The sequence below is a fragment of the Gordonia alkaliphila genome (assembly GCF_039542465.1).
GTDB lineage: Bacteria > Actinomycetota > Actinomycetes > Mycobacteriales > Mycobacteriaceae > Gordonia > Gordonia alkaliphila.
This window is the reverse complement of record NZ_BAABIE010000004.1, coordinates 190,683-211,459: the sequence shown is the minus strand read 5'-3', so window position 1 is coordinate 211,459 and position 20,777 is coordinate 190,683. Positions and strand designations below refer to the sequence as shown.

At 69.2% G+C, this 20,777-nt stretch carries 24 protein-coding genes; 15 read left to right on the top strand and 9 right to left on the bottom strand.

Going from position 1 to position 20,777, the window contains the following annotated elements; translation table 11 throughout:
• The first annotated feature begins 250 nt into the window (after window positions 1-250).
• The 3 genes from aceA (at window position 251) to ABD989_RS06550 (ending at window position 3,555) form a co-directional block, all read left to right on the top strand.
• A complete protein-coding gene (gene aceA, locus ABD989_RS06560; RefSeq protein WP_246992485.1) occupies window positions 251-1,546 on the top strand; it encodes an isocitrate lyase in 1,296 nt (431 codons plus the stop codon).
• 105 nt (window positions 1,547-1,651) lie between these two features.
• Window positions 1,652-2,533 carry a 3-hydroxybutyryl-CoA dehydrogenase gene (locus ABD989_RS06555; protein ID WP_345312851.1) on the top strand — a complete coding sequence of 294 codons (882 nt, stop codon included), beginning with the start codon at window positions 1,652-1,654 and terminating at the stop codon, window positions 2,531-2,533.
• Between the two features lie 311 nt (window positions 2,534-2,844).
• Window positions 2,845-3,555, top strand: a complete 711-nt coding sequence (locus tag ABD989_RS06550; protein ID WP_345312850.1) for a heparin-binding hemagglutinin — start codon at window positions 2,845-2,847, stop codon at window positions 3,553-3,555.
• Window positions 3,556-3,640: 85 nt separating this feature from the next.
• Here the strand turns inward: ABD989_RS06550 and ABD989_RS06545 are convergent, their stop codons facing one another.
• Both ABD989_RS06545 and ABD989_RS06540 read right to left on the bottom strand, forming a co-directional pair.
• On the bottom strand, window positions 3,641-4,432 hold the full coding sequence (locus tag ABD989_RS06545) for an SDR family NAD(P)-dependent oxidoreductase (protein ID WP_246992479.1): 792 nt from the start codon (window positions 4,430-4,432) through the stop codon (window positions 3,641-3,643).
• Window positions 4,429-5,211, bottom strand: a complete 783-nt coding sequence (locus ABD989_RS06540) for a TetR/AcrR family transcriptional regulator (RefSeq protein ID WP_345312849.1) — start codon at window positions 5,209-5,211, stop codon at window positions 4,429-4,431. Before ABD989_RS06540 ends, ABD989_RS06545 begins: the two co-directional genes overlap by 4 nt.
• A gap of 22 nt (window positions 5,212-5,233) precedes the next feature.
• Here ABD989_RS06540 and ABD989_RS06535 point away from each other — a divergent pair, with 22 nt between their 5' ends.
• The 10 genes from ABD989_RS06535 (at window position 5,234) to ABD989_RS06490 (ending at window position 13,251) form a co-directional block, all read left to right on the top strand.
• On the top strand, window positions 5,234-6,562 hold the full coding sequence (locus ABD989_RS06535; RefSeq protein ID WP_425556490.1) for a DUF445 domain-containing protein: 1,329 nt from the start codon (window positions 5,234-5,236) through the stop codon (window positions 6,560-6,562).
• A gap of 104 nt (window positions 6,563-6,666) precedes the next feature.
• Window positions 6,667-7,065 carry a helix-turn-helix domain-containing protein gene (locus ABD989_RS06530; RefSeq protein ID WP_345312847.1) on the top strand — a complete coding sequence of 133 codons (399 nt, stop codon included), beginning with the start codon at window positions 6,667-6,669 and terminating at the stop codon, window positions 7,063-7,065.
• A 25-nt stretch (window positions 7,066-7,090) separates the two neighbouring features.
• The gene (locus ABD989_RS06525) at window positions 7,091-7,459 is read left to right on the top strand and encodes a DUF2516 family protein (protein ID WP_246992472.1); all 369 of its coding nucleotides are present in this window, start codon (window positions 7,091-7,093) and stop codon (window positions 7,457-7,459) included.
• A gap of 31 nt (window positions 7,460-7,490) precedes the next feature.
• Window positions 7,491-8,231, top strand: coding sequence for a MerR family transcriptional regulator (locus tag ABD989_RS06520; protein WP_246992470.1), 741 nt, complete (start codon window positions 7,491-7,493; stop codon window positions 8,229-8,231).
• Window positions 8,218-9,282, top strand: a complete 1,065-nt coding sequence (locus ABD989_RS06515) for an alpha/beta fold hydrolase (protein WP_345312846.1) — start codon at window positions 8,218-8,220, stop codon at window positions 9,280-9,282. The genes ABD989_RS06520 and ABD989_RS06515 overlap by 14 nt, the downstream gene beginning before the upstream one ends.
• A 95-nt stretch (window positions 9,283-9,377) precedes the next feature.
• Complete coding sequence (locus ABD989_RS06510; protein WP_345312845.1) at window positions 9,378-9,875, top strand: DUF2505 domain-containing protein; 498 nt, start codon at window positions 9,378-9,380, stop codon at window positions 9,873-9,875.
• A 15-nt stretch (window positions 9,876-9,890) separates the two neighbouring features.
• Window positions 9,891-10,403, top strand: coding sequence for a DUF2505 domain-containing protein (locus ABD989_RS06505; protein ID WP_345312844.1), 513 nt, complete (start codon window positions 9,891-9,893; stop codon window positions 10,401-10,403).
• Between the two features lie 3 nt (window positions 10,404-10,406).
• Window positions 10,407-11,174, top strand: coding sequence for a class I SAM-dependent methyltransferase (locus ABD989_RS06500; protein WP_345312843.1), 768 nt, complete (start codon window positions 10,407-10,409; stop codon window positions 11,172-11,174).
• 169 nt (window positions 11,175-11,343) lie between these two features.
• Entirely contained in the window at window positions 11,344-12,159 is an 816-nt protein-coding gene (locus tag ABD989_RS06495; RefSeq protein WP_345312842.1) for a carbon-nitrogen hydrolase family protein, read from the top strand.
• A 6-nt stretch (window positions 12,160-12,165) separates the two neighbouring features.
• Window positions 12,166-13,251 (top strand): LmeA family phospholipid-binding protein, encoded by a 1,086-nt coding sequence (locus ABD989_RS06490; protein ID WP_345312841.1) that lies wholly within the window; start codon window positions 12,166-12,168, stop codon window positions 13,249-13,251.
• 19 nt (window positions 13,252-13,270) lie between these two features.
• On the opposite strand, the gene purU is transcribed toward ABD989_RS06490, so the two are convergent.
• Window positions 13,271-14,176 (bottom strand): formyltetrahydrofolate deformylase, encoded by a 906-nt coding sequence (purU, locus tag ABD989_RS06485; protein WP_345312840.1) that lies wholly within the window; start codon window positions 14,174-14,176, stop codon window positions 13,271-13,273.
• Window positions 14,177-14,203: 27 nt separating this feature from the next.
• On the opposite strand from purU, the gene deoC reads away from it, so the two are divergent.
• Complete coding sequence (deoC, locus tag ABD989_RS06480; protein ID WP_345312839.1) at window positions 14,204-14,878, top strand: deoxyribose-phosphate aldolase; 675 nt, start codon at window positions 14,204-14,206, stop codon at window positions 14,876-14,878.
• A 25-nt stretch (window positions 14,879-14,903) separates the two neighbouring features.
• Here the strand turns inward: deoC and sigM are convergent, their stop codons facing one another.
• Both sigM and ABD989_RS06470 read right to left on the bottom strand, forming a co-directional pair.
• On the bottom strand, window positions 14,904-15,470 hold the full coding sequence (gene sigM, locus ABD989_RS06475) for an RNA polymerase sigma factor SigM (RefSeq protein WP_246992447.1): 567 nt from the start codon (window positions 15,468-15,470) through the stop codon (window positions 14,904-14,906).
• A 149-nt stretch (window positions 15,471-15,619) separates the two neighbouring features.
• Complete coding sequence (locus ABD989_RS06470) at window positions 15,620-16,387, bottom strand: SDR family oxidoreductase (RefSeq protein WP_345312838.1); 768 nt, start codon at window positions 16,385-16,387, stop codon at window positions 15,620-15,622.
• A 55-nt stretch (window positions 16,388-16,442) separates the two neighbouring features.
• Here ABD989_RS06470 and ABD989_RS06465 point away from each other — a divergent pair, with 55 nt between their 5' ends.
• Entirely contained in the window at window positions 16,443-17,579 is a 1,137-nt protein-coding gene (locus ABD989_RS06465; protein WP_246992443.1) for an ROK family transcriptional regulator, read from the top strand.
• A gap of 13 nt (window positions 17,580-17,592) precedes the next feature.
• On the opposite strand, the gene otsB is transcribed toward ABD989_RS06465, so the two are convergent.
• Genes otsB through ABD989_RS06445 form a run of 4 tightly spaced genes read right to left on the bottom strand, consistent with a single transcriptional unit; the run spans window position 17,593 to window position 20,775 of the window.
• Entirely contained in the window at window positions 17,593-18,372 is a 780-nt protein-coding gene (gene otsB / locus ABD989_RS06460; RefSeq protein WP_372493112.1) for a trehalose-phosphatase, read from the bottom strand.
• Between the two features lie 7 nt (window positions 18,373-18,379).
• Window positions 18,380-19,807: an alpha,alpha-trehalose-phosphate synthase (UDP-forming) gene (locus tag ABD989_RS06455; RefSeq protein WP_246992441.1), complete on the bottom strand. Its 1,428-nt coding sequence runs from the start codon at window positions 19,805-19,807 to the stop codon at window positions 18,380-18,382.
• 4 nt (window positions 19,808-19,811) lie between these two features.
• Complete coding sequence (locus tag ABD989_RS06450) at window positions 19,812-19,976, bottom strand: hypothetical protein (protein ID WP_246992439.1); 165 nt, start codon at window positions 19,974-19,976, stop codon at window positions 19,812-19,814.
• A gap of 10 nt (window positions 19,977-19,986) precedes the next feature.
• Window positions 19,987-20,775: a MerR family transcriptional regulator gene (locus ABD989_RS06445; protein WP_345312837.1), complete on the bottom strand. Its 789-nt coding sequence runs from the start codon at window positions 20,773-20,775 to the stop codon at window positions 19,987-19,989.
• Between the last annotated feature and the right edge of the window lie 2 nt (window positions 20,776-20,777).

The window sequence follows — 20,777 nt, the reverse complement described above, 5'->3', positions numbered from 1 at the left end:
GAGTTTTCCCAGTACGCGCGTACTTTTTGGCGACCTTGTGAATCCGATCCCGGGGGTTCGGTTTACAAGATTTGCAAAGTTCCGCGAAAAGCTGGCCGGAGTTTTCATTTGTCAAGGCCTGGACCAGGTCATTTGTCGTATGGCACCCTGTTTGCAGGCACCGCCTCGAGAAGTCGTTCACTTCGCAAGTGCAATGGCCTCGAAATCACCAAGCACTGTCGCCAGGCAGTGGAGTAGAAAGCGAAGGCTTATGACCAACGTTGGACAGGCCCGTACCGCAGCAGAGATCCAGCAGGATTGGGACACCAACCCGCGCTGGAAGGGCATCACTCGCGATTACACCGCTCAGCAGGTGGCTGACCTCCAGGGCACCGTCGTCGAGGAGCAGACCCTCGCTCGTCGCGGCGCTGAGATCCTGTGGGACGCCGTCAGCAAGGGCGACGACAGCTACATCAACGCTCTGGGCGCACTGACCGGCAACATGGCCGTGCAGCAGGTGCGTGCCGGCCTCAAGGCCATCTACCTCTCGGGCTGGCAGGTCGCCGGTGACGCGAACCTCTCGGGCCACACCTACCCGGACCAGTCCCTGTACCCGGCCAACTCGGTCCCGCAGGTCGTCCGTCGCATCAACAACGCCATGCTCCGCGCCGATGAGATCGCTCGCGTCGAGGGCGACACCTCGGTCGACAACTGGGTCGTGCCCATCGTGGCCGACGGCGAGGCCGGCTTCGGCGGCGCGCTGAACGTCTACGAGCTGCAGAAGGCCATGATCGCGGCCGGCGTCGCCGGTTCGCACTGGGAGGACCAGCTCGCTTCGGAGAAGAAGTGCGGCCACCTCGGCGGCAAGGTGCTGATCCCGACTCAGCAGCACATCCGCACCCTGACCTCGGCTCGCCTGGCTGCCGACGTCGCCGGTGTCCCCACCGTGGTCATCGCGCGTACCGACGCTGAGGCCGCCACCCTGATCACCTCGGACGTGGACGAGCGCGACCGCCCGTTCCTGGACGGCACCCGCACCTCCGAGGGCTTCTACGGCGTGAAGAACGGCATCGAGCCGTCGATCGCCCGGGCCAAGGCCTACGCCCCGTACTCCGACCTCATCTGGATGGAGACCGGTGTGCCGGACCTCGAGGTCGCCAAGCAGTTCGCCGAGGCTGTCAAGGCCGACTTCCCGGACCAGCTGCTGGCCTACAACTGCAGCCCGTCCTTCAACTGGAAGGCTCACCTGGACGACGCCACCATCGCGAAGTTCCAGAAGGAGCTCGGCGCCATGGGCTTCAAGTTCCAGTTCATCACGCTGGCCGGCTTCCACTCGCTGAACTACGGCATGTTCGACCTGGCTTACGGCTACGCCCGCGAGGGCATGACCGCCTTCGTCGACCTGCAGGAGCGCGAGTTCAAGGCTGCCGAAGAGCGCGGCTTCACCGCCATCAAGCACCAGCGTGAGGTCGGTGCCGGGTACTTCGACCAGGTGGCCACCACCGTCGACCCGAACACCTCCACCGCAGCTCTGAAGGGCTCGACCGAAGAGGGCCAGTTCCACTAGGAACCCCTCCTCGCACAGAGGTACATGAATGATCCCGGGGCTGGCAGGAGCGATCCACGCCGGCCCCGGGATCATTTTCTTCACCGGGTGATTTCAGGGATGGACATGGCAACCGAAATGATCTCGCGCGTCGGCATCGTCGGCGCCGGGCAGATGGGCGCGGGCATCGCCGAGGTGTGTGCACGCGCCGGCGTCGACGTGCTCGTCGCGGAAGCCACCCGCGAACTGGCCGCCGCCGGTCGGGCCCGCATCCTGCGCTCACTGGACCGCGGGGTCTCGTCCGGCAAGCTCACCGAACGCGAACGCGAACAGGCCGCCTGGCGGCTGCGCTTCACCGACGACCTCGCCGACTTCGCCGACCGCCAACTGGTGGTCGAGGCGGTGGTGGAGGACGTCGCGGTCAAGACCGCCGTCTTCGCCCGGCTCGACGAGGTGATCGACGACCCCGTCGCCGTGCTCGCGTCCAACACGTCGTCGATCCCGATCATGACGCTCGCCGCGGCCACCGCGCACCCCGACCGCGTGATCGGCCTGCACTTCTTCAACCCGGTACCGGTGCTGCCGCTGGTGGAGCTGGTCACCACCTCCGACACCGCCGAGTCGATCTCCGAACGCGCCGAATCCTTCGCGCACGACGTCCTCGGCAAGCAGGTGGTGCGCTCGGGCGACCGCTCCGGCTTCGTCGTCAACGCGCTGCTCGTCCCGTATCTGCTGTCCGGAATCCGGATGGTGGAGAGCGGTTTCGCCACCGCCGCCGACATCGACAAGGCGATGGTGCTCGGCTGCGCCCACCCGATGGGGCCGCTCAAGCTGGCCGACCTCGTGGGTCTGGACACCGTCAAGGCCATCGCCGAGACCATGTACGACGAGTTCGCCGAACCCCTCTATTTGCCGCCGCCGCTGCTGGTGCAGATGGTCGACGACGGCCACTGCGGCAAGAAGTCCGGCGAGGGCTTCTACCGCTACGACGAGGCCTCCGCTTCCTAGCGTCCTGCTCCTAGCCTCCGCGACTATCTGGACTGAGTCCCAACCTCAACACTGCCGTCTGCTGCAGTCACCTGGTGCCTGCAGCAGACGGCAGTGGCCGTTCCGGCTCGATACCGAGGTGAACAGTTAGCAGTCGGACAGCCTCTCTCCTGCATCTATCCGGTGAAATGGACCACAACTGCTAGCACATCGCTAGCTTTTGTTAGCACTTGGGGGCATACTGGGGTTGTCCACAAAACGGGATCCGGGACTTCGAGGCGTCGAAAGCAGACGTCCGCAGGAGAGAAGCGGATCGAATCGAAGGAGATGCCATGAGCACCACCGAACGCACCCTCCCCACGCCCCTCTACGCCGTCGTCGGCGCCGGTGATGTCGTGGTCCAGGAGGCCAAGGAAGCCTACGACCGTCTGCGTAACCGCGCAGAGGCCGCACAGACCCGCCTCACCGAGACCCGCACCCGTCTCGCCGATCTGCCGTCCGACGTCAACGTCGACGAGATCAAGGCCAAGCTGAACCGCGAGGAGCTCCGCAAGGTCACCGCTCCCTACGTGGAGACCGCGACGGACTTCTACAAGGACCTCGCTGAGCGCGGCGAAGGCGCCGTCGAGCGTCTGCGCACCCAGCCCACCGTCCAGGAGAACCTGGATCGTGTCGGCAAGGTGTACAACGACGCCGTCGACCTGACCGAAGACGCCCTGGGTGCCGTGTCCTCGCAGACCCGCGCCGTCGGTGACCGCGCTGCCGCTCTCGCCGGTCGCGCCGCCGACAAGGTGCAGGACGCCGCCGTCGAGATCGAAGAGGCCGGCGCCAAGGTCGCCGACAAGGTCGAAGAGGCCGCCGTCGACATCGAAGATGCCGGCACCAAGGTCGCCGCCGAGGCGAAGACGGCCGCCGCGAAGATCGGCGAGGTCGCCGACACCGCCAAGGGTCGCGCCACCAAGGCTGCTCCGGCCAAGAAGGCTCCGGCTCGCAAGGCTCCGGCCAAGCCCGCCGCCAAGGCTGCCCCGACCACTGCCAAGTGATCGCTCCGGCTTGAGCCGGTGAACAGCACTCCAGCCCCGTACCTGACAAGGTGCGGGGCTGGAGTCGTCGGTGGGTGCGGGCGGGTCAGCTCGGCGGGTAGAGCGCGCCGCCGCCGAACGGGCCGCGGTGCGACGCGGGGGCCGTGCCGTCGTCGTTGGTGATGCCGTACTCCGCCCCGAGTTCGGCGGTGATCAGCGTGTGGCCGCTGCGCGTGCCGAGGTCGGGCGAGGTGGCGAGGCGTTCGATGACGCGGCCGATGAACGTCGGGTCCTCCGCCTCGGAGATCGGGAAGCCGGCGAACTCGCTGATCCCGGCCGACAGCAGCAGTTCGGTGCGGACCAGACCGGGCCACAGCGAGACGGCGCTGACGCCGGAGCCGCGCAGTTCGTGCGCCATGTCGAAGGCCATCTTGTCGATCGCGGCCTTGCTCATGCCGTACAGCACCGAATGCAGGTGCCCGCGGGAACCGAACGACGACACCGACGCGATCAGCCCGGAACCGCGCGCGGTCATCATGCGGGCGGCGTGCACCGAGGCGACGTAGTGGGCGCGCAGACCGACGGTGATCAGCGTGTCCCAGTCGCTCAGCGGGCGCTGGTAGAACTTCTCGGTGAAGCCGGCGAATCCCGGGGGCGACGCCCACACGTTGTTGACCAGCAGGTCCAGGTGGCCGACCGTCGACTCGATGCGTTCGAAGACCGCGGCCACGGCATCGTCGTCGGTGTGATCGCAGGTCAGGTTGGTGACGCCGTCGGGCCCGCGGCCGCGCCGCGAGGTGCCGAAGACGGTCCAGCCGGCGTCGCGCAGGGCGGTCGCGACGCCCTTGCCGACTCCGCGGCTGGTCCCGGTGACCAGGGCGACGGGCGTGCTGCTCATGCTTCCTCCTCGGGAAGGATCGGGGCGATGCGCGGCGGTGCGGCCGCGAATTCGGTGGTCGAACCCCCGGATTGAATCACGCCGGCGATGCCGCCCCACAGCAGCATGGTCAGCTCGTCGGCCAGCTGGTCGGCGTCCACCCACGGGTCGTCGAGCCACCGTCCGACGGTCAGCTCCACCCCGCCGATCATGACGAACGCCCAGGTCGCAGCGCCGCCGGGTTCGGCCTCCCGATCGGTGAGGCGGCTGTGCAGCGTCGACTCGATGGCGCCGGAGAAGACGCGGATCGCGGCGGCCAGGGTGCCGGGGTCGGCGTGCTCGGTGGCGACGCTGTAGCGGTACAGGTTCGGATCCTGCGCCACCGTCCGCACATAGACGCCGATCACGGTGCGCACCAGCTCGAAATCGTCGAGCTCCTCGGTCAACGCCTCGTTCAGCCCGGGCAGCACGGTGGTCTGGATGAACGCTTCGCTCACGGCGGTGGCGAGGTCGTTCTTGTCGGTGAAGTACCGGTACAGCACGGTCTTGGACACGCCGACGTGCCCGGCGATCTCGTCCATGCCGACGTCCGGGCCCAACGCGCGCACCGCCTCCATGGTGCCGAGGATCAGTTCGGTACGACGGGCCTGCTTGTGCCGGGCCCACCGCTGCTTACGGCCGTCCGAGGTCACGGCGTCCACGGCCGGCGCGAGGAGGCGCTGTTCGATCTCGCGCGTCAGGATCGCGGCAGCGTTCACCGCGGCGCGCGCAGCGCCGGCCGGTCGGGGTGGGGTAGCCATCACGTGGCCACCCTAATGGGTCATGGGTGACACTGGTCTGATGTCCACCACCTTGCCCGCACCGCCCTCCGTCCGGACGTCGCCCGGCGGACTGACCGAGCCGGACGCCGAGCGGCTCGCCAGCCTGCGCCGAATGAAACTGCTGGCGGTCTCGTTCCTGATCTTCGCCGCCATCGTCTACCTGATCATGCGCTGGTTGGAGCACCGCGACGGCGCCGACGTGGCCGCCTGGGTGGGGTACGTGCGCGCCGCCTCGGAGGCCGGCATGGTCGGTGCGCTCGCCGACTGGTTCGCGGTGACCGCGCTGTTCAAGCACCCGTTGCGACTGCCGATTCCGCACACCGCGCTGATTCCGCGGAAGAAGGACGAGATCGGCGAACAGCTCGGCGGGTTCATCGAAGAGAACTTCATGATCCCGGAGGTGATCGCCGAGCGGGCGCGCACGGTGAACCTGCCCGGGCGGGTGTCGGGCTGGGTGGCCGATCCCGCCAACGCCGGGCGGGTCAACGACGAGGTGTCGCGCGCCTTCGGTCTCGTCTCGGAGATGCTGCGCGACGAGGACGTGGAGACGTTCATCCAGTCCGTCCTCAAGTGGGCGGCCGAGCCGGTGTGGGCGCCCCCGGTGGGTCGCGTGCTGCAGCAGTTGGTCGACGAGGATCGCCTGGAGCCGGTGATCCAGCTGCTGTGCGACCGCGCGCACGACTGGGCGCTGGGCAGCCAGGGCCTGATCGACCGCGTCGTCGACCGGGACGGCCCCGCGTGGACGCCGCGATTCGTCAACAACCTCGTCGGCGACAAGATCTACCGCGAGCTCACCGAGTTCACCTTCAAGGTGCGCGCCGACCCCGACCACGAGCTGCGGCTGGCGATGATCGAGTTCGTCCACAACTTCGCCGACGACCTCCAGCACGACGGCGTGATGATCGCCAAGTTCGAGGGCATCAAGGAGGAACTGCTCGGCCGCGACGAGGTGACCGGCGCGGCGTCGACCGCCTGGCAGGCCGGCAAGGCGGTGATCGAGCAGATGATCGACGACCCGAAGTCGACGCTGCGCACCTCCCTCGCCGACGCGGTGGTCCGATTCGCCGTCCGGGTTCGCGACGACGAGCCGCTGCTGGAGAAGATCAACAGCTGGGTGGCCCGCGCCGGGCAGCACGTGGCGGAGAACTACTCCACCGAGATCATCTCGGTGATCACCGAGACGGTGCGCGGGTGGGACGCCGAGGAGACCAGCCGCAAGCTCGAGCTGCAGGTGGGTCGCGATCTGCAGTTCATCCGGATCAACGGCACCGTGGTGGGCGCCCTCGCCGGACTGGCGATCTACACGGCCTCGGAGCTGCTGTTCGGCTGACTTCCCGCAGAGGACGCCGGGGTGTCTGGTTGCTCTCACGACCGGCGTTGCGCTTGCACTTGTTAGCGCGGTTTCGGGATACTTGAGCCGAGAGGACGGCACCGGTGAGCAGCGACGACGATAAACAGGGCAGTGACAACTCCACGCACGACATCGGGGGTTTCATTCGCGCACAACGGATGGCCGCCCAGGTCTCGCTGCGCCAGTTGGCCGAGCGCGCCGGGGTGAGCAACCCGTACCTGTCGCAGATCGAACGCGGGCTCCGCAAGCCCTCCGCCGACGTGCTGGCGCAGATCGCCAAGGGCCTGCGGGTCTCCGCCGAGGTCCTGTACGTGCGCGCCGGCATCCTCGAAGAACGGCCGGCCAGCCCGGTCCGCGATGCGCTGCTGGTGGACACCACGATCAACGAGCGTCAGAAGCAGATGCTGCTGGAGATCTATGACACCTTCCGCAACGAGAACGCCGCGCACGCCGAGGCCGACGCTGCCGCGGAAACCGACTGAGTCGCACGCGGTTACAGTGGTCGATGTGAGTGTGGGCTGGATCGTAAACCTGATCATCTTCATCTTGATGCTCGTCCTGACCGTCCTGACACTGGTCGGGGCCGTGGCAGGGCTGGTGCACGCGGTGGCGACCCGGCCCGATGCCTATCCGGCCATCGACACCAAGAGCAAGGGCTTCTGGGTGGCTATCCTCGCGGTCTGCTCCGCGGTGGCCGCACTGTTCGGCGTGCTCCGCGTCCTGACGCTGCCGATCGCCTACTCGGGTGCGGTCCTGACGTCGTTCGCCGGCCTGTTCCTGCTGGCCTCGATGGTCGGCACCAGCGTGTACCTCGTCGACATCCGTCCGCGGATCGACGAGATTCAGGGCCGCTCGTGGTTCCGCAAGGCCGCGTGAGCCCCGTGGTCGCGCACCTCGGCGGCGTGCGGTGAGCGAGTATCGGATCGCGGAGCTCGCCGAGGTCTCCGGCGTCAGCGTCCGCAACATCCGGGTCTACCAGGATCGCGGCCTGCTGCCGCCGCCGGAGCTGCGCGGCCGCAGTGGCTGGTACTCCGAGGAGCACCTGGTCCGCCTCAACCTGATCTCCAGCCTGCTCAACCGCGGCTACACCTTCGCCACCATCAGCGAACTGCTGATCGCGGCCAGCCGCGGCATGAAGGTGGAGCACGTGCTGCGCGGCAAGCCGCGCCCCGCCGGTCGTCTGCGCAGCCTCAAGCGGGCCGCCACCATCACCATCACCGAACTGCGCAAGACGCTCGGCGCCAGCGACCGCTCCATCGCACTGAGCCAGAAGCTCGGTCTGCTGGCCAAGGACGGCACCCAGTTCGCCGTGCGCAACCCGGAACTCCTGGAGGGCGCCGAGGTGCTGGTCAAGGGCGGCATCGACATCGACACCCTGCTCGACCGGTGGCTGCGTGTGGAATCGGATCTGGCCGACGTCGCCGCCAGCTTCGTCTCGATCATCACCGACAAGTATTTCGACGAGAACCTGCCCACGCTCAGCGAGCAGTCGGTGTCCGAGCTCGCCGAATTGATCAACACCGTGCGTCCCATGGCGCACGACATCGTGGAGACCGCGTTCAGCAAGGCGCTCGACGCCGAGATCTCCAAAGCCATCGGTACGGCTACCAAGTATTTCGATGAGGAGACCGGGGATGAAGAGCACTGATCTGCGTCGTTGGGGGAAGGGTCTCGCCTGGGCGGGCGGCGGCGCGGCCGCGCTGCTCGCGGCCGACCTGGGGCTGGTGGTCGCCGGCATCCTGAAAGGCGCGTTGGCCTTCCCCGACCCGATCGACGACGGCCCGGACCCGCTGCTGATCGATCCGCACGGCCGCACCCGCTCCTCGGTGGTGGCCACCGCCGACGGCACGCTGCTGCATGTGGAGACCTCCCTCGATCTGGAGACGCATCCCAGCGACGAGGTGGTGGTGCTGGTCCACGGCTGGACCTGCAGCACGCGCTTCTGGAACGCGCAGGTCAATCATCTGGTCGACGAGCGGCCGATCATCGCCTACGACCACCGCGGGCACGGGCTGTCGGAGCTGGGCACCGCGCCGGTTTCCGTCGACATACTGGGTCAGGACCTGCAGGCGGTGCTCGACGCCGTGCTGCCGGAGGGCAAGCGCGCCGTGCTGGTGGGCCACAGCATGGGCGGCATGACCATCCTGTCGTGGGCGCGGCAGTTCCCGTCGGGCATGGGCGATCGGGTGGCCGCCGTGGTGCTGGCCTCCACCACCCCGCGCCACGTGGTGCAGGAGCAGCGGCTGACCGCCGACGACATGCCGTGGTTCGAGGAGTTGGTGAAGCCGCTGGTGGCGCGGTCGTTCGTGTCCTCGCCGGTGCCGCTGCCGAACAATGCCCTGACCAGCCGACTGACGCACTTCATTGCCTTGGGGCCCAAGGCCCGCCAGGCGCACGTGGACTTCGCCGACGACCTGATCGCGCGCGGCTCGCCCGTCGCCCGCGCCGCGTGGGGCCGTGCGATGTACAGCCTGAACATCATCGGCGCGCTCGAAGCGATCTCGGTGCCGACCATCGTGGCCGTCGGCAGCGAGGACCGACTCACCCCGCCGATGCACGCCGACTACATGGCGCAGGTGCTCGAGGACAACGGCGTGCTGTTGGAGTACGTGACCTACGACGGCGCCGGCCACATGATGCCGATCGAACGGGCCGCCGAGTTCAACCGCCTCCTCGACGACCTCCTGCACTCCCTCTAGGCGGCCGCGCAGCCCGCTCGTAGCGTCGTGACATCGGCCAGGCGGGGACCGGTCGGTTGCGGATTGCTCACCCGGGTAACGGTAGCCTGATCGCCATGGCGAGCAACTTCGAGCATTCGGTCAGCTACCCGTTCTCCGTGGCGACACTGTGGACGCAGCTCAGCAACGAGCAGTACTGGCGCGACCTGATCGAACGCACCAACGCCGAGCACGGCAGCCTGGTGTCGTTCGCCCACGACGGCGACCGCGTCACCGTCACCACCAAGCAGGGCGTCGGCGCGGAGAACCTGCCGTCGGTCGTCACCGCGGTGCGGCCCGGCGACGTCGAGATCCCGCGCACCATCGAGTTCGTCAACAGCGGCGCCACCATCATCGGTCAGATGGAGGCGTCGGTGTCCGGCTCGCCCGCCAAGATCCACGGCGACATCATGATCATGGGCGATTCGGCCACCGCCGACTACCACGGCAACTGCGCGGTGAACATCCCGTTCGTCGGCGGCAAGATCGAGCGCGCGATCATCGATCAGGTGAAGCACCTGCTCAACGCCGAGCGCGATGCCACCGTCGAGCTTGTGCAGGGCACGGGTCAGTAATTACGCTCGATCCCCATGGCACGACGGCTCAGCTATTCGGCGCGGTTCAAGTTCCCCGCGGAGAAGTTCTACGAAGCGCAGATGGAACGGCAGTACTGGCAGGACCTCGTTGACGGTTTCCGCATGCTGACCCCGGTCTCCGAACTCGACGAGTTCACCGCCGGTCCGGACGGCATGCGCGTGGTCCTCAAGCAGGCCATCCCGCGTGACATGCTGCCGCCGGTGGCGCAGACCGTGATGCGCAAGGACATGATGATCACCCGCGTGGAGACGCTCGGCGCGTTCGACACGGCGGCCACCGAGGGCACGTACACGGCGTCGATCCCGGCCGGCCCGGGGTCGCTGAACGGCGAACAGATCCTCACCGACACCGAGACCGGAAGCACGCTGCGCAAGACCACCGAGGTGAAGGTCTTTCTGCCGTTCGTCAACGGCACGCTGGAGCAGCTGATGCTCGTCAACCTGGTGGACCTGTTCCGTGCGGAGGCCGAATACAGCCAGCACTGGGTGGGTAAGCACCTCATCTAGCCCGTGCCGATCGGCCGCATCACCCGCGGCACCACCAACCTCAACCGCCTGCGGCGGGTGGATCGGTGGATCTGTGCCGACCCGCGGATCCGGTCCGTCCTGACGCACGCCGCTGCGCCGTTGGTCGTCGACCTCGGGTACGGCGCACGCCCGGACACCGCCTTGGAGCTTGCCGCTCGCCTCCGTGCGGTGGATCCGCGCGTGCAGCTGGTGGGGTTGGAGATCGATCCGGAGCGGTTGGCGCCGCCGTCGCCCGGCGTCCGGTTCGCGCTCGGCGGCTTCGAGCTGGCCGGGCTGCGGCCCCATCTGGTGCGCGCGTTCAACGTGCTCCGGCAATACGACGAGGACGAGGTGGCCGCGGCGTGGACGCAGCTCTGCGGCGGCCTGGCCCCCGGCGGTTTCCTGGTGGAGGGCACCTGCGACGAGATCGGGCGTCGTGCCTGCTGGGTGCTCCTCGACGGGCACGGGCCGCTGGAGTTCACCATGGCGTGGGCGCCGACGCACAGTGACCGCCCGTCCGACCTGGCGCCCCGGCTCCCGAAGGCCCTGATCCACCGAAATGTTCCGGGCGAGCCGGTGCACGCGCTGATCGAGGCGGCCGACCGCTGCTGGGACCGCGCGGCCGGGCACGCGCCCTTCGGTCCGCGGGAGCGTTGGCGGGTGGCGCTGGAGGTGTTGCGGGCCGAGGGCGTTCCGGTGCGGATTCGTCGGGGCCGGAGCGTGGACAATCTGCTCACGGTGCCCTGGTCGGCGGTCGCGCCGAACCGGTGACGGGCTGTTTCGCCGAGGGGGTCCGCGAGACTGTTGCACTTGGTGGTCACAGCACACCAAGTGCAACAGTCTCGCGACACCCCTCGCGGATTCGTTCGGGCACCCCGGTCCGCGGGTGTGCAACGCTGGAGGAAGCGGGCGCCCCGAGCCCGTCGAAGGAGTCGCAGCGATGAGAATTGCGATGGCGCAGTGTAATTCCGGCACCGACCCGGCGGCGAACCTCGAGCTGCTCGGTGCGTGGACCCGGGACGCGGCCGCACAGCGCGCTGACCTGGTGATCTTCCCGGAGGCCATGATGTGCCGCTTCGGCGTGCCACTGGCCCCTGTGGCGGAGCCGCTCGACGGCCCGTGGGCCGCCGGGGTGGCCGAGGTGGCGGCAGCGACCGGAGTCGCGGTGATCGCCGGCATGTTCACCCCGGCCGACGAGGGCCGGGTGCGCAACACCCTGGTGATCGCGGTGCCCGGGGAGCCGGTGCGCGGCTACGACAAGATCCACCTGTACGACGCGTTCGGGTTCGCCGAGTCGGCGACGGTCGCGCCCGGCAGCGAGCCGGTGGTGGTGGAGATCGCCGGGCATCGGGTCGGCGTCGCCACCTGCTACGACATCCGGTTTCCCGCGCTGTTCGTGGAGTTGGCCCGCCGCGGCGCCGAGGTGATCGCGGTCCCGGCGTCGTGGGGCGCCGGACCGAGCAAGTTGGAGCAGTGGCGACTGCTGGCCGCGGCGCGGGCGCTGGACAGCGCCACCGTGGTCGCCGCCGTCGGACAGGCGTTGCCCGACGACCCGGAACTCCGAAATTCACGGGCTCCCACGGGGATCGGCCATAGCCGACTCACAGATCCGTTCGGTAGCGTGATCGCAGATCATGGTGCCGGGCCGCAGCTGGGTGTCCATGACGTAGATCTGTCCACGATCGGGACGGCGCGTACGGCGTCGGCGGTGCTGACCAACCAGCGCGACATCCCCCGATCCCACCCGAACGACTAGAGGTCCATGAGCGACGAGAAGCCGGACGCCGACAAGCCCGACGCCGAGACGCCCGACGCCGCTGCGTCGGACGCCGCTGCGTCGGACGTCGAGATCCCCGCGCCCGAGAGTGCGGCGGCGGAGACCGCCGAGACCGAGAGCCCGGCGTCGGCGGGTTCCGAGTCGACGACGTCGCTCAGCGAACCGACCACCGACTCCCTGCCGGTGGTTCCGCCGCCGCCCGCGGTCGGCCTGCCGGGCACCCGCCCGGTGACGCAGCAGATGCCGGCCGCAGATCTCGGGGCCGAGGAGTTCGCGTCGAGCGGCCCGTCGTCGACCGTCGTGCGCTCGCGTCCGCGATGGAGTCGGCTCGGTAAGAGCCGCGGCCGCACCATCGGACTGGTGGCCACCGCGGTGGTGCTGCTGGTGATCATCGCCGGGGTCAGCACCGAGCTGTACGTGCGCAACCGCGTCACCGGCTGCCTGGAGGACGCGTTCGGCAACCTCACCGGGACGTCGACGTCGGTGTCGGTCCCGCGCGGCCCGATGCTGGCGGCGTGGTTCACCGGTTCGGTCGCGTGGGTGCAGATCGACACCAACGATTCGTCGTCGGGCACGGCCATGCGGCTGCACGCCCGCGCCGACGACGTCGCGCGCGACGGCCGGTCGGTGAAGAGCCTGCGCGGCAGCGCCTTCATCCCGTACGACCGCGTGCAGGAGATGGCCGCCGACAACGGGTCGGGCCAGCAGACGAGCGGGGCGGAGATCCAGTCGGTCACCGGCAACGCCGACGGCACCATGACGATCGACGCGAGCTATCCGGTGGCCTTCTTCTCGGTCCCGGCCACCGTGGTGATCAGGCCGACGCAGGTCGACGGCAAGGTGGAGTTCCGCGTGGAGGACACCACGGCGTTCGGGATCGGACTGCCCAACGACTTCGCCCAGGAGATGGTCGACCAGGTGACCGACGCGATGCTCGGCCCGCTGTTCGCCGAGATCTCGGTGGACGACCTGAAGGTGTCCGACCGCGGCATCGAGGTCACCTTCTCCGGTCAGGACGTGAATCTGCAGGCGGCCTCCGCGGTGACCGGCGGGCAGACCACCTGCACGTAGTCGGCTGGGCCCGGGCGGCTCAGGCGAAGACGACGGTCTTGCGTCCGTGCACCAGGACCCGGTCCTCGAGGTGCCACCGGACGCCGCGGGAGAGCACCAGCGTCTCGATGTCGCGGCCCTGCCGGACCATGTCGGCGGGCGTCTGGTCGTGATTGATGCGGCCCACGTCCTGCTCGATGATCGGGCCGGCGTCGAGGTCGGCGGTGACGTAGTGGCAGGTGGCGCCGATCAGCTTCACGCCGCGGTCGAAGGCCTGGTGGTACGGCCGCGCGCCGATGAAGCTCGGCAGGAAGCTGTGGTGGATGTTGATGGCGCGCCCGGCCCATGCCTCGCACAATTCGGCGGGCAGGATCTGCATGAAGCGGGCCAGCACGATGGCGTCCGGCTGGTAGCCGTCGACGATGCGGCGGACCTCGTTGAACGCGGCGGCCTTGCCCGCGGGGTCGCCGGCCGGGAACGGCACGTGGTGGAACGGGATGCCGAAGCGGGTGGTCAACGACTCCAGGTCGCGATGATTGCCGATCACCGCCGGAATCTGCGCCGGCAGCTCGCCGCGTTCGGCGCGCGCGAGGAGGTCGGTGAGGCAGTGGCTGTCCTTGCTGACCAGCAGCACCGCGGTCTTGGGCGTGCTGGTGTCGCTGAGCTGCCATTCGCTCTCCGGGCCGAGTGCCTCGTCGACCACGCGGGTGAAGCGTTCGCGGATCTCGTCGACGGTGAGATCGACACTGTCGGCGCGCACTGCCTGGCGGGTGAAGAACCAGCCGGAGGTCTCGTCGGAGTGGTAGGCCGCCTCGGTGATCCAGCCGCCGATGTCGGCGATGAAACCGGAGATGGCGGCGACGATGCCGGTGCGGTCGGGGCAGCCCAGGGTGAGCACGAAGCTGCGTCCATCGTCGGGGCGGCGGGAGGTCTCGGACTCGGTCACAGGGTCCAGTGTGCCAAGCTCGTTGGTGTGACTGAAACCAACCTGCGCCGGGCCGACGTCGCGGCCCTCGTCGACCACACCCTGCTCAAGCCGGAGGCCACCCGCGAGGACGTGGCGGCCACGCTCGCCGAAGCCGCGGAGCTGGGCACGTACGCGGTGTGCCTGTCGCCGTCGATGCTGCCGGTGAATTCGGGTGCGCAGAAGACCTGCGTCGTCGTCGGGTTCCCGTCGGGCAAGCACCATTCGCTGGTCAAGGCCGCCGAGGCGCGCCTGGCCGTCGACTCCGGGGCCGCTGAGGTCGACATGGTGATCGACGTCGGGGCCGCCGTGGCGGGCCGCTACGACGAGATCTTCGCCGACGTGATCACCGTGCGCGAGGGCGCCGGGGACGCGGTGCTCAAAGTGATCGTCGAGTCGGCGGTGCTGCTCGACACCATCGGCGCGGAGGGTCTCGCCGAGGTGTGCCGCCAAGCGGCCGCTGCCGGGGCCGACTTCGTGAAGACCTCCACCGGCTTCCACCCGGCCGGTGGCGCGAGCGTGGAGGCGGTGCGCGTGATGCGTGCGGCCGTCGGCGACCGCGTGGACGTCAAGGCCTCCGGTGGTATCCGGACCGCCGAGTTCGCCGCCGAGCTCATCGCTGCCGGCGCCAACCGCCTCGGCCTGTCCGGCACCGCCGCCGTGCTCGACGGCTTCCCCGAGTAGGCACTCTCCCGAGCGCGTGCCGCGGTCAGTCGAGTTCGCGGAGGTGGCCGAGGACCAGGGCCAGTTTGTGGCGACCGCGGTGGCAGCGGCTCTTGACGGTGCCGGGTGCGACGCCGAGGGCACGAGCGGTCTCGCCGACGGAGCGGCCCTCGAAGTCGATGGCGATGATGGCCGCCCGTTGGTCGGCTGGCAGCACGTCGAGAGCGCGGCCGATCGACAGGCGCAGATCGACGGTGTCGGTGAAGTCGTCCTCCCCGTGGTCGGGGAGCGCGTCGTCGGACTCGGGAAGCGGCCGGGTGTCGTGGTGTTTGCGCCGTCGGATCCGATCGAACGCGGCGTTCACGACGATCCGGTGCATCCAGCACTGCACCGACGCGTCCGCCCGGAATCCGACCGCTGTCCGCATGATCGAGAGGTAAGCGTCCTGCAGGGCGTCGGCAGCGTCTTCCGGGTCGCCGGTGGTGCGCAGCGCGACGGCGTACAGGTATTTCTCGTGTCTGGCGAACAACGCTCCGAAGGCTGACTTGTCGTCCCGCGCCCCCGCGAGCAACAGATCGGCATCGCTGACCAGTTCTAACATCCCCCATGTCATGCGAGAACAGTAAATGCAGGTGGGGGCCGGGAAAGTCGATTTTTTCGGGTCTGTGGAAAGCGCGTTGAATGTGCACGGAACCGTTGACAATTCGGCCGAGAAGGCAGTGCTACGGGCCTGCACACTGGAGTGTGTGCTGGCCCGTGCCGCTATCCGGTGCGGAGGTTGCGGCGCGCGTCCACCTGATCGCGCGGCATCAGCACGATGCGGTCCAGGTTCACGTGCGGTGGCCGCGACGCGACGAAGGCGATGACCTCGGCGACGTCATCGGTGGTGAGCGGGGTCAGGCCGTCATAGACGTGCCCGGCGCGCTCGGCGTCGCCGTCGAACCGGACCAGGGAGAACTCGGTTTCGACCATGCCGGGGCAGATCTCGGTGAGCCGCACGGGCTGGCCGAGCAGCTCCGGACGCAGGGTGCGGTGCAGCACGCTCTGGGCGTGCTTGGCGGCGGTGTAGCCGGCGCCGTTGTCGTAGACGTCGAGCGCGGCGATCGAGGTGATGGTGACGATCAGTCCATCGCCCGAGGCGATCAGCGCGGGCAGGAGCGCCTTCGTGATGCGCAGCGTGCCGACGACGTTGGTCTCCCACATCCAGCGCCAGTCGTCGAGGTTCGCCTCCGCGACGGGGGCGAGGCCCTTCGCGCCGCCGGCGTTGTTCACCAGGACATCGACGCGTTCGAGGGTGGCCGCGAAGCGTTCCACCGAAGCGGGGTCGGTTACGTCCAAATACATTGCGCGGCCGCCGATCTCGTCCGCGAGTGCGTCGATGCGGTCGACACGACGGGCGCCGATCACCACCGAGTAGCCGACGGCGGCCAGGGCGCGGGCGCTCGCCGCGCCGATGCCCGAGCTGGCACCGGTCACCACGGCGACCTTCCCGTTGCTCTGAACTGCTTCCGTGCTGCCCGAGTTCGTCATGCCCACCAGTCTAAGACGCCGATCTACGCCGGGTGCGGCTGCTAGATTCGACGCCATGAGCGCCAGCGGAGTGGTCGCGGCACAGCTGCGCGTCGGGACGGCGCCGTCGAGCTTAGTGCTCAACGCGATTCGCGTGGGCGGGCCGTCGGTCCGCGACCAGATCGCCGCGCGCACCGGCCTCTCGGTCGCGACGGTGAACCGCCAGGTGGTGGCGCTGGCTGCGTCGGGCCTGGTGCAGGAGCGGCCCGATCTGCACGACAGCCGCGGCGTCGGCCGCCCGAAGGTGCCGATCACGCTCGACCGCGACCAGTTCTGTGTGGCCGGCATGCACGTCGGTGCCCGACGGACGACGCTGGTGATCGCCGACCTCGGCGGCCGCACCCTGTACAGCCACGCCATCGCCACCCAGGATCTCGCCGGGGTGTCCGCGGAAGCCGCGGTGGAGCGGTTGTGCGGGCAGCTCGCCGAGCTCGCGGCGCGGTTCTCCGGTCGGCGGCTGCTGTGGGCCGGGGCGGCGCTGGGCGGTGCGGTCGACGCCGAGACCGGGGTGGCCGATCACCCGATCCTGGGCTGGCGCGATCAGAAGCTGGGACCGAATCTGCATGCGGCACTGGGCGTTCCGGTGACGGTGTCCGAGCACGTGCAGGCGATGGCCGCGGCCGAACTGCTCCTCGGCGGGGAGGTGGAGCCGCACGGTGCCGCGCTGTTCTTCTACGCCCGGGAGACCGTCGGCATGGCGATGATCATCAACGACCAGGTGCACCAGCCCACGCGCGGCGCCGGTTCGATCGCGGGGCTGCTGGTGGTGCCCGGCCCGCTCAGCGAAGCGCCGGTGGCACCGCTGCAGTCGGTGGTCGGCTCGTCGGCGCTCAAGGCGGCGGCGCAGCGGCTCGGCACGGCGGACGACGACCGGGCGCTCGTCGATGCGCGGGCTTCGGCCCTGGGGCAGGCGGTGGCGTCGATGCGTGACGTGATCAACCCGGACTCGGTGATCGTTGCGGGACAGGCGTTCACGGACCATCCGCGTGGTCTGGCCCCGGTGCAGGCGGCGTTCGACGCCGCGACCGCCACGCGCGAGCCGAGGGAGATCACGCCGACCCGATTCGGGCTGCACGTCACCGATGCGGCGCCGATCGCGGTGGCGCTGGCGGCGGTCTACGCCGATCCGCTCACCGTGGTCACCGGCGACTAGTCCCTGAGGCGCGCTACCGCCGCGCGGCCACGAACTCCAGGACCGTGGCGACGTGGTCGGTGGTGGGGACGCGGAACGCGGCACCCGTCTCGCCGGACCCCACCTTGATCCCCACGTCGCCGCTGTCGGTGCGCAGGTGCGCGAAGGCCTTCTCGTCGGTCACGTCGTCGCCGAGGTAGAGCACCGCGTCGGCACCGAACTCGTCCCGAAGTCGGTCCAGCGCAAGGCCTTTGCTGGTCTCGATCACCGCGAGCTCCACCACCGCCTTACCCTCGGTGACGTGCACGCCGGGCCACGAGGCGGGGCCTGCGGCAGCGAGAGCGAGCGCTTCGGCGGCATCGGACTCGGATGCGTTGCGTACGTGCAGGGTGGTGCTGGCGGGCTTGGTCTCCACGCTGGTCCCGGCGAATCGTGCTGCGAGGGAACGGAACTCGTCGATGATCCGGTCCAGCAGGGCCTGCTGGTCGACGGTCAGCGGCTGGTCGAAGCCGGTGTCGAACTCGGCGCCGTGACTGCCCACCAACACCAGGCCGTCGGTCGGTGCGTCGGCGACGCCGGAGATGGCGGCGAGGTCGTCGCGGGCGCGACCGGAGACCATGGCGGCCAGGGTGTTCGGGCGCTGGGCGCAGTCGCGCAGTGCCGCGAGCGATTCCGGGTGGGGCACGGCCATGTCCGGGCGGGGCTGGATCGGCGCGATGCAGCCGTCGTAGTCGGAGGCCACCAGGACGCGGGCGCGAGCGCAGAAGGCTTCGAGCGCGTGCCGCAGGTCGTCGTCGAGCTCGGGTGCGCTCACCGCGTACTCACTTTCCGGTCAGCGTGTCCAGGAAGCTGCGGGCCCACTGGTCCACGTCGTTGTTCATCACCTGATCGCGCAGGATCTGCATCCGGCGGCGGCGCTCGGCGTCGTCGTCGGTCGCGGCGGCCACCACGGCATCGTCGGTGGCGGCGTCGTCGTACGGGTTCATCAGGTAGGCCGCGTCGAGTTCCATTGCGGCGCCGGTGAATTCACTGAGCACCAGGGCGCCGCCGAGGTCGGACCGGCAGGCGATGTACTCCTTGGTCACCAGATTCATGCCGTCGCGCAGTGGGGTCACCAGGGCCACGTCGGCGGCCACGAAGTAGGCGAGGAGTTCGGCGCGCGGCACCGGCTGCAGCAGGTAGCGGACGGGCGGAGCGTCGACCGTCCCGTAGGTGCCGTTGATGTGCGCCACGGTGCGTTCCACCGTGTTGCGCAGCGTCGCGTAGCTCTCCACGTTCTCCCGGCTGGGGCTGGCCAGCTGCACGAAGACGGTGTCGGCCGGATCCAGTCGGCCGGACGCGAACAGGCGCTCCAGCGACTCGATGCGGACGTCGATGCCCTTGGTGTAGTCCAGGCGGTCGACGCCGAGCAGCAGCGTCCGGGGATTGCCGAGGCTCTCGCGGAGCTGCGCGGCGCGTGCGCGGACGGCGGCGGTGTCGGCCTGCGCGGCCACGCCGGCGGAGTCGATGGAGATCGGGAACGACCCCACCTGGACCGTCCGGCCGTCGACCTCGACGGTGCCGAAGTTGCTGCGGACGCCCACCGGTTCGGTGGAGACGGGCAGCCCGGTGAGGCGGTGGGTGAGACCGAGGAAGTTCTGTGCGCCGCCGGGCAGGTGGAAGCCGATCAGATCGGCGCCCAGGAGGCCTTCGACGATCTCGCGGCGCCACGGCAGTTGGCTGAACAGTTCCAGCGGCGGCCAGGGAATGTGCAGGAAGAAACCGATCTTCAGGTCGGGCCGCAACTCGCGGAGCATGGCCGGGACCAGTTGCAGCTGGTAGTCCTGCACCCAGACGGTTGCGCCGGGGGCGGCGGCCGCGGAGGCGGCTTCGGCGAAGCGCCGGTTGACGGTGATGTAGACGTCCCACCAGTCGGCGCGATATTCCGGCTTCACCAGGACGTCGTGGTACAGCGGCCACAGCGTCGAGTTCGAGAAGCCCTCGTAGTAGTCCTCCACCTCGGCCGCGCTGAGCGGCACCGCGTGGATGTCGATGCCGTCGACATGCGGATCGTCGGCGGAATCGGGCTGCCCGGTCCAACCGACCCACGCGCCCGGCTGGCTGTCGAAGACAGGGGCCAGGGCGGTCACCAGGCCGCCCGGTGCGCGGGTCCAGGTGACGGTGCCGTCGTCGCCGACCTGCTTGTTGACGGGCAGGCGGTTGGCAACGACCACGAAGTCGGACCCCGCGGTCGAGGTGTCGGGCCGCATACGACTAGTCGTCTTCTCCCGGAGCGATGCCCAGCATGGAGAACAACATCACGCATTCTTCGGCGTCGGTGGCGTAAGCGGCCACCACACGACGGGCCGCAGCGGCGGTCTCATCGGCGAGGGTATCCAGCTCTTCGTCTTCAACAAGGTCAGTAGTCTTCGGCGGCATGAGGGCCATTCTACCTGGTCGCGCGCCCGGATGCCGTATCGGCCGCAGCGCGATCGGCGTTCGCGACGATCGCATCGCGCACGAACACGGCCAGGCCGGGTTCCAGCGCATCGTAGGTGGCGGTGAATCGCGGGTCGGCCACGTACATCTCGCCGAGACCGCGGTGGAACTCGTGCGAGCATTCGTAGAAGCGGTCGTTGATCTGGGTGCGGGCGCGCTCGGCGATAGCCATCGCCTCCTCGCTGTCGGCGGCGACGCCGGAGCGCTTCGCGGCCACGTACGCGGCGTTGACGGCATCGTTCTCCGCCTTCACCGCGGCCCAGTCGGCCTTCGAGTAGCCCCGGGTGCGCGCGGCGGACTGGTGCCAGGCATCGGTGTCGCCCCAGCGGGCTTCGGCTTCGGTCTGCTCGTCGTGGAAGCCCTCGCCGAACAGTTCGGTGAGCTCGGCGTCGGTGGCGGGTCGATGGTTCATGGTTCTCTCCAATGCGCGGTCGATGGCGGCGACGAGCTGGTCGAGCTCGTCGCGTCGGGTGGTGAGGGCACGGCGCTGGCGGCGCAGATGCTCGGCGGGGTCGTCGGGGCCGTCGAGCAGGACGGCGATCTGCTCCAGCGGCAGCTCGAGGCGTCGGTACAGCACGATCTGCTGCAGCCGCTCCAGGTCGGCGGCGTCGTAGAGCCGATAGTCCGACGGCGACCGGTCACTCGGGGTGAGCAGCCCGATCGCGTCGTAGTGGTGCAGGGTGCGCACCGTGACTCCGGTGAGGTCGGCCAGCTGCCCGACGGTCCAGCGTTCTGTCATGC

Excerpts from the sequence above, each read along its gene's own strand:
- aceA (WP_246992485.1), top strand. The coding sequence starts at position 251 with ATGACCAACGTTGGACAGGCCCGTACCGCAGCAGAGATCCAGCAGGAT.
- ABD989_RS06555 (WP_345312851.1), top strand. The coding sequence starts at position 1,652 with ATGGCAACCGAAATGATCTCGCGCGTCGGCATCGTCGGCGCCGGGCAG.
- ABD989_RS06550 (WP_345312850.1), top strand. The coding sequence starts at position 2,845 with ATGAGCACCACCGAACGCACCCTCCCCACGCCCCTCTACGCCGTCGTC.
- ABD989_RS06545 (WP_246992479.1), bottom strand. The coding sequence starts at position 4,432 with ATGAGCAGCACGCCCGTCGCCCTGGTCACCGGGACCAGCCGCGGAGTC.
- ABD989_RS06540 (WP_345312849.1), bottom strand. The coding sequence starts at position 5,211 with ATGGCTACCCCACCCCGACCGGCCGGCGCTGCGCGCGCCGCGGTGAAC.
- ABD989_RS06535 (WP_425556490.1), top strand. The coding sequence starts at position 5,234 with ATGGGTGACACTGGTCTGATGTCCACCACCTTGCCCGCACCGCCCTCC.
- ABD989_RS06515 (WP_345312846.1), top strand. The coding sequence starts at position 8,218 with ATGAAGAGCACTGATCTGCGTCGTTGGGGGAAGGGTCTCGCCTGGGCG.
- ABD989_RS06510 (WP_345312845.1), top strand. The coding sequence starts at position 9,378 with ATGGCGAGCAACTTCGAGCATTCGGTCAGCTACCCGTTCTCCGTGGCG.
- ABD989_RS06505 (WP_345312844.1), top strand. The coding sequence starts at position 9,891 with ATGGCACGACGGCTCAGCTATTCGGCGCGGTTCAAGTTCCCCGCGGAG.
- ABD989_RS06495 (WP_345312842.1), top strand. The coding sequence starts at position 11,344 with ATGAGAATTGCGATGGCGCAGTGTAATTCCGGCACCGACCCGGCGGCG.
- ABD989_RS06490 (WP_345312841.1), top strand. The coding sequence starts at position 12,166 with ATGAGCGACGAGAAGCCGGACGCCGACAAGCCCGACGCCGAGACGCCC.
- sigM (WP_246992447.1), bottom strand. The coding sequence starts at position 15,470 with ATGACATGGGGGATGTTAGAACTGGTCAGCGATGCCGATCTGTTGCTC.
- ABD989_RS06470 (WP_345312838.1), bottom strand. The coding sequence starts at position 16,387 with ATGACGAACTCGGGCAGCACGGAAGCAGTTCAGAGCAACGGGAAGGTC.
- ABD989_RS06465 (WP_246992443.1), top strand. The coding sequence starts at position 16,443 with ATGAGCGCCAGCGGAGTGGTCGCGGCACAGCTGCGCGTCGGGACGGCG.
- ABD989_RS06455 (WP_246992441.1), bottom strand. The coding sequence starts at position 19,807 with ATGCGGCCCGACACCTCGACCGCGGGGTCCGACTTCGTGGTCGTTGCC.
- ABD989_RS06450 (WP_246992439.1), bottom strand. The coding sequence starts at position 19,976 with ATGCCGCCGAAGACTACTGACCTTGTTGAAGACGAAGAGCTGGATACC.
- ABD989_RS06445 (WP_345312837.1), bottom strand. The coding sequence starts at position 20,775 with ATGACAGAACGCTGGACCGTCGGGCAGCTGGCCGACCTCACCGGAGTC.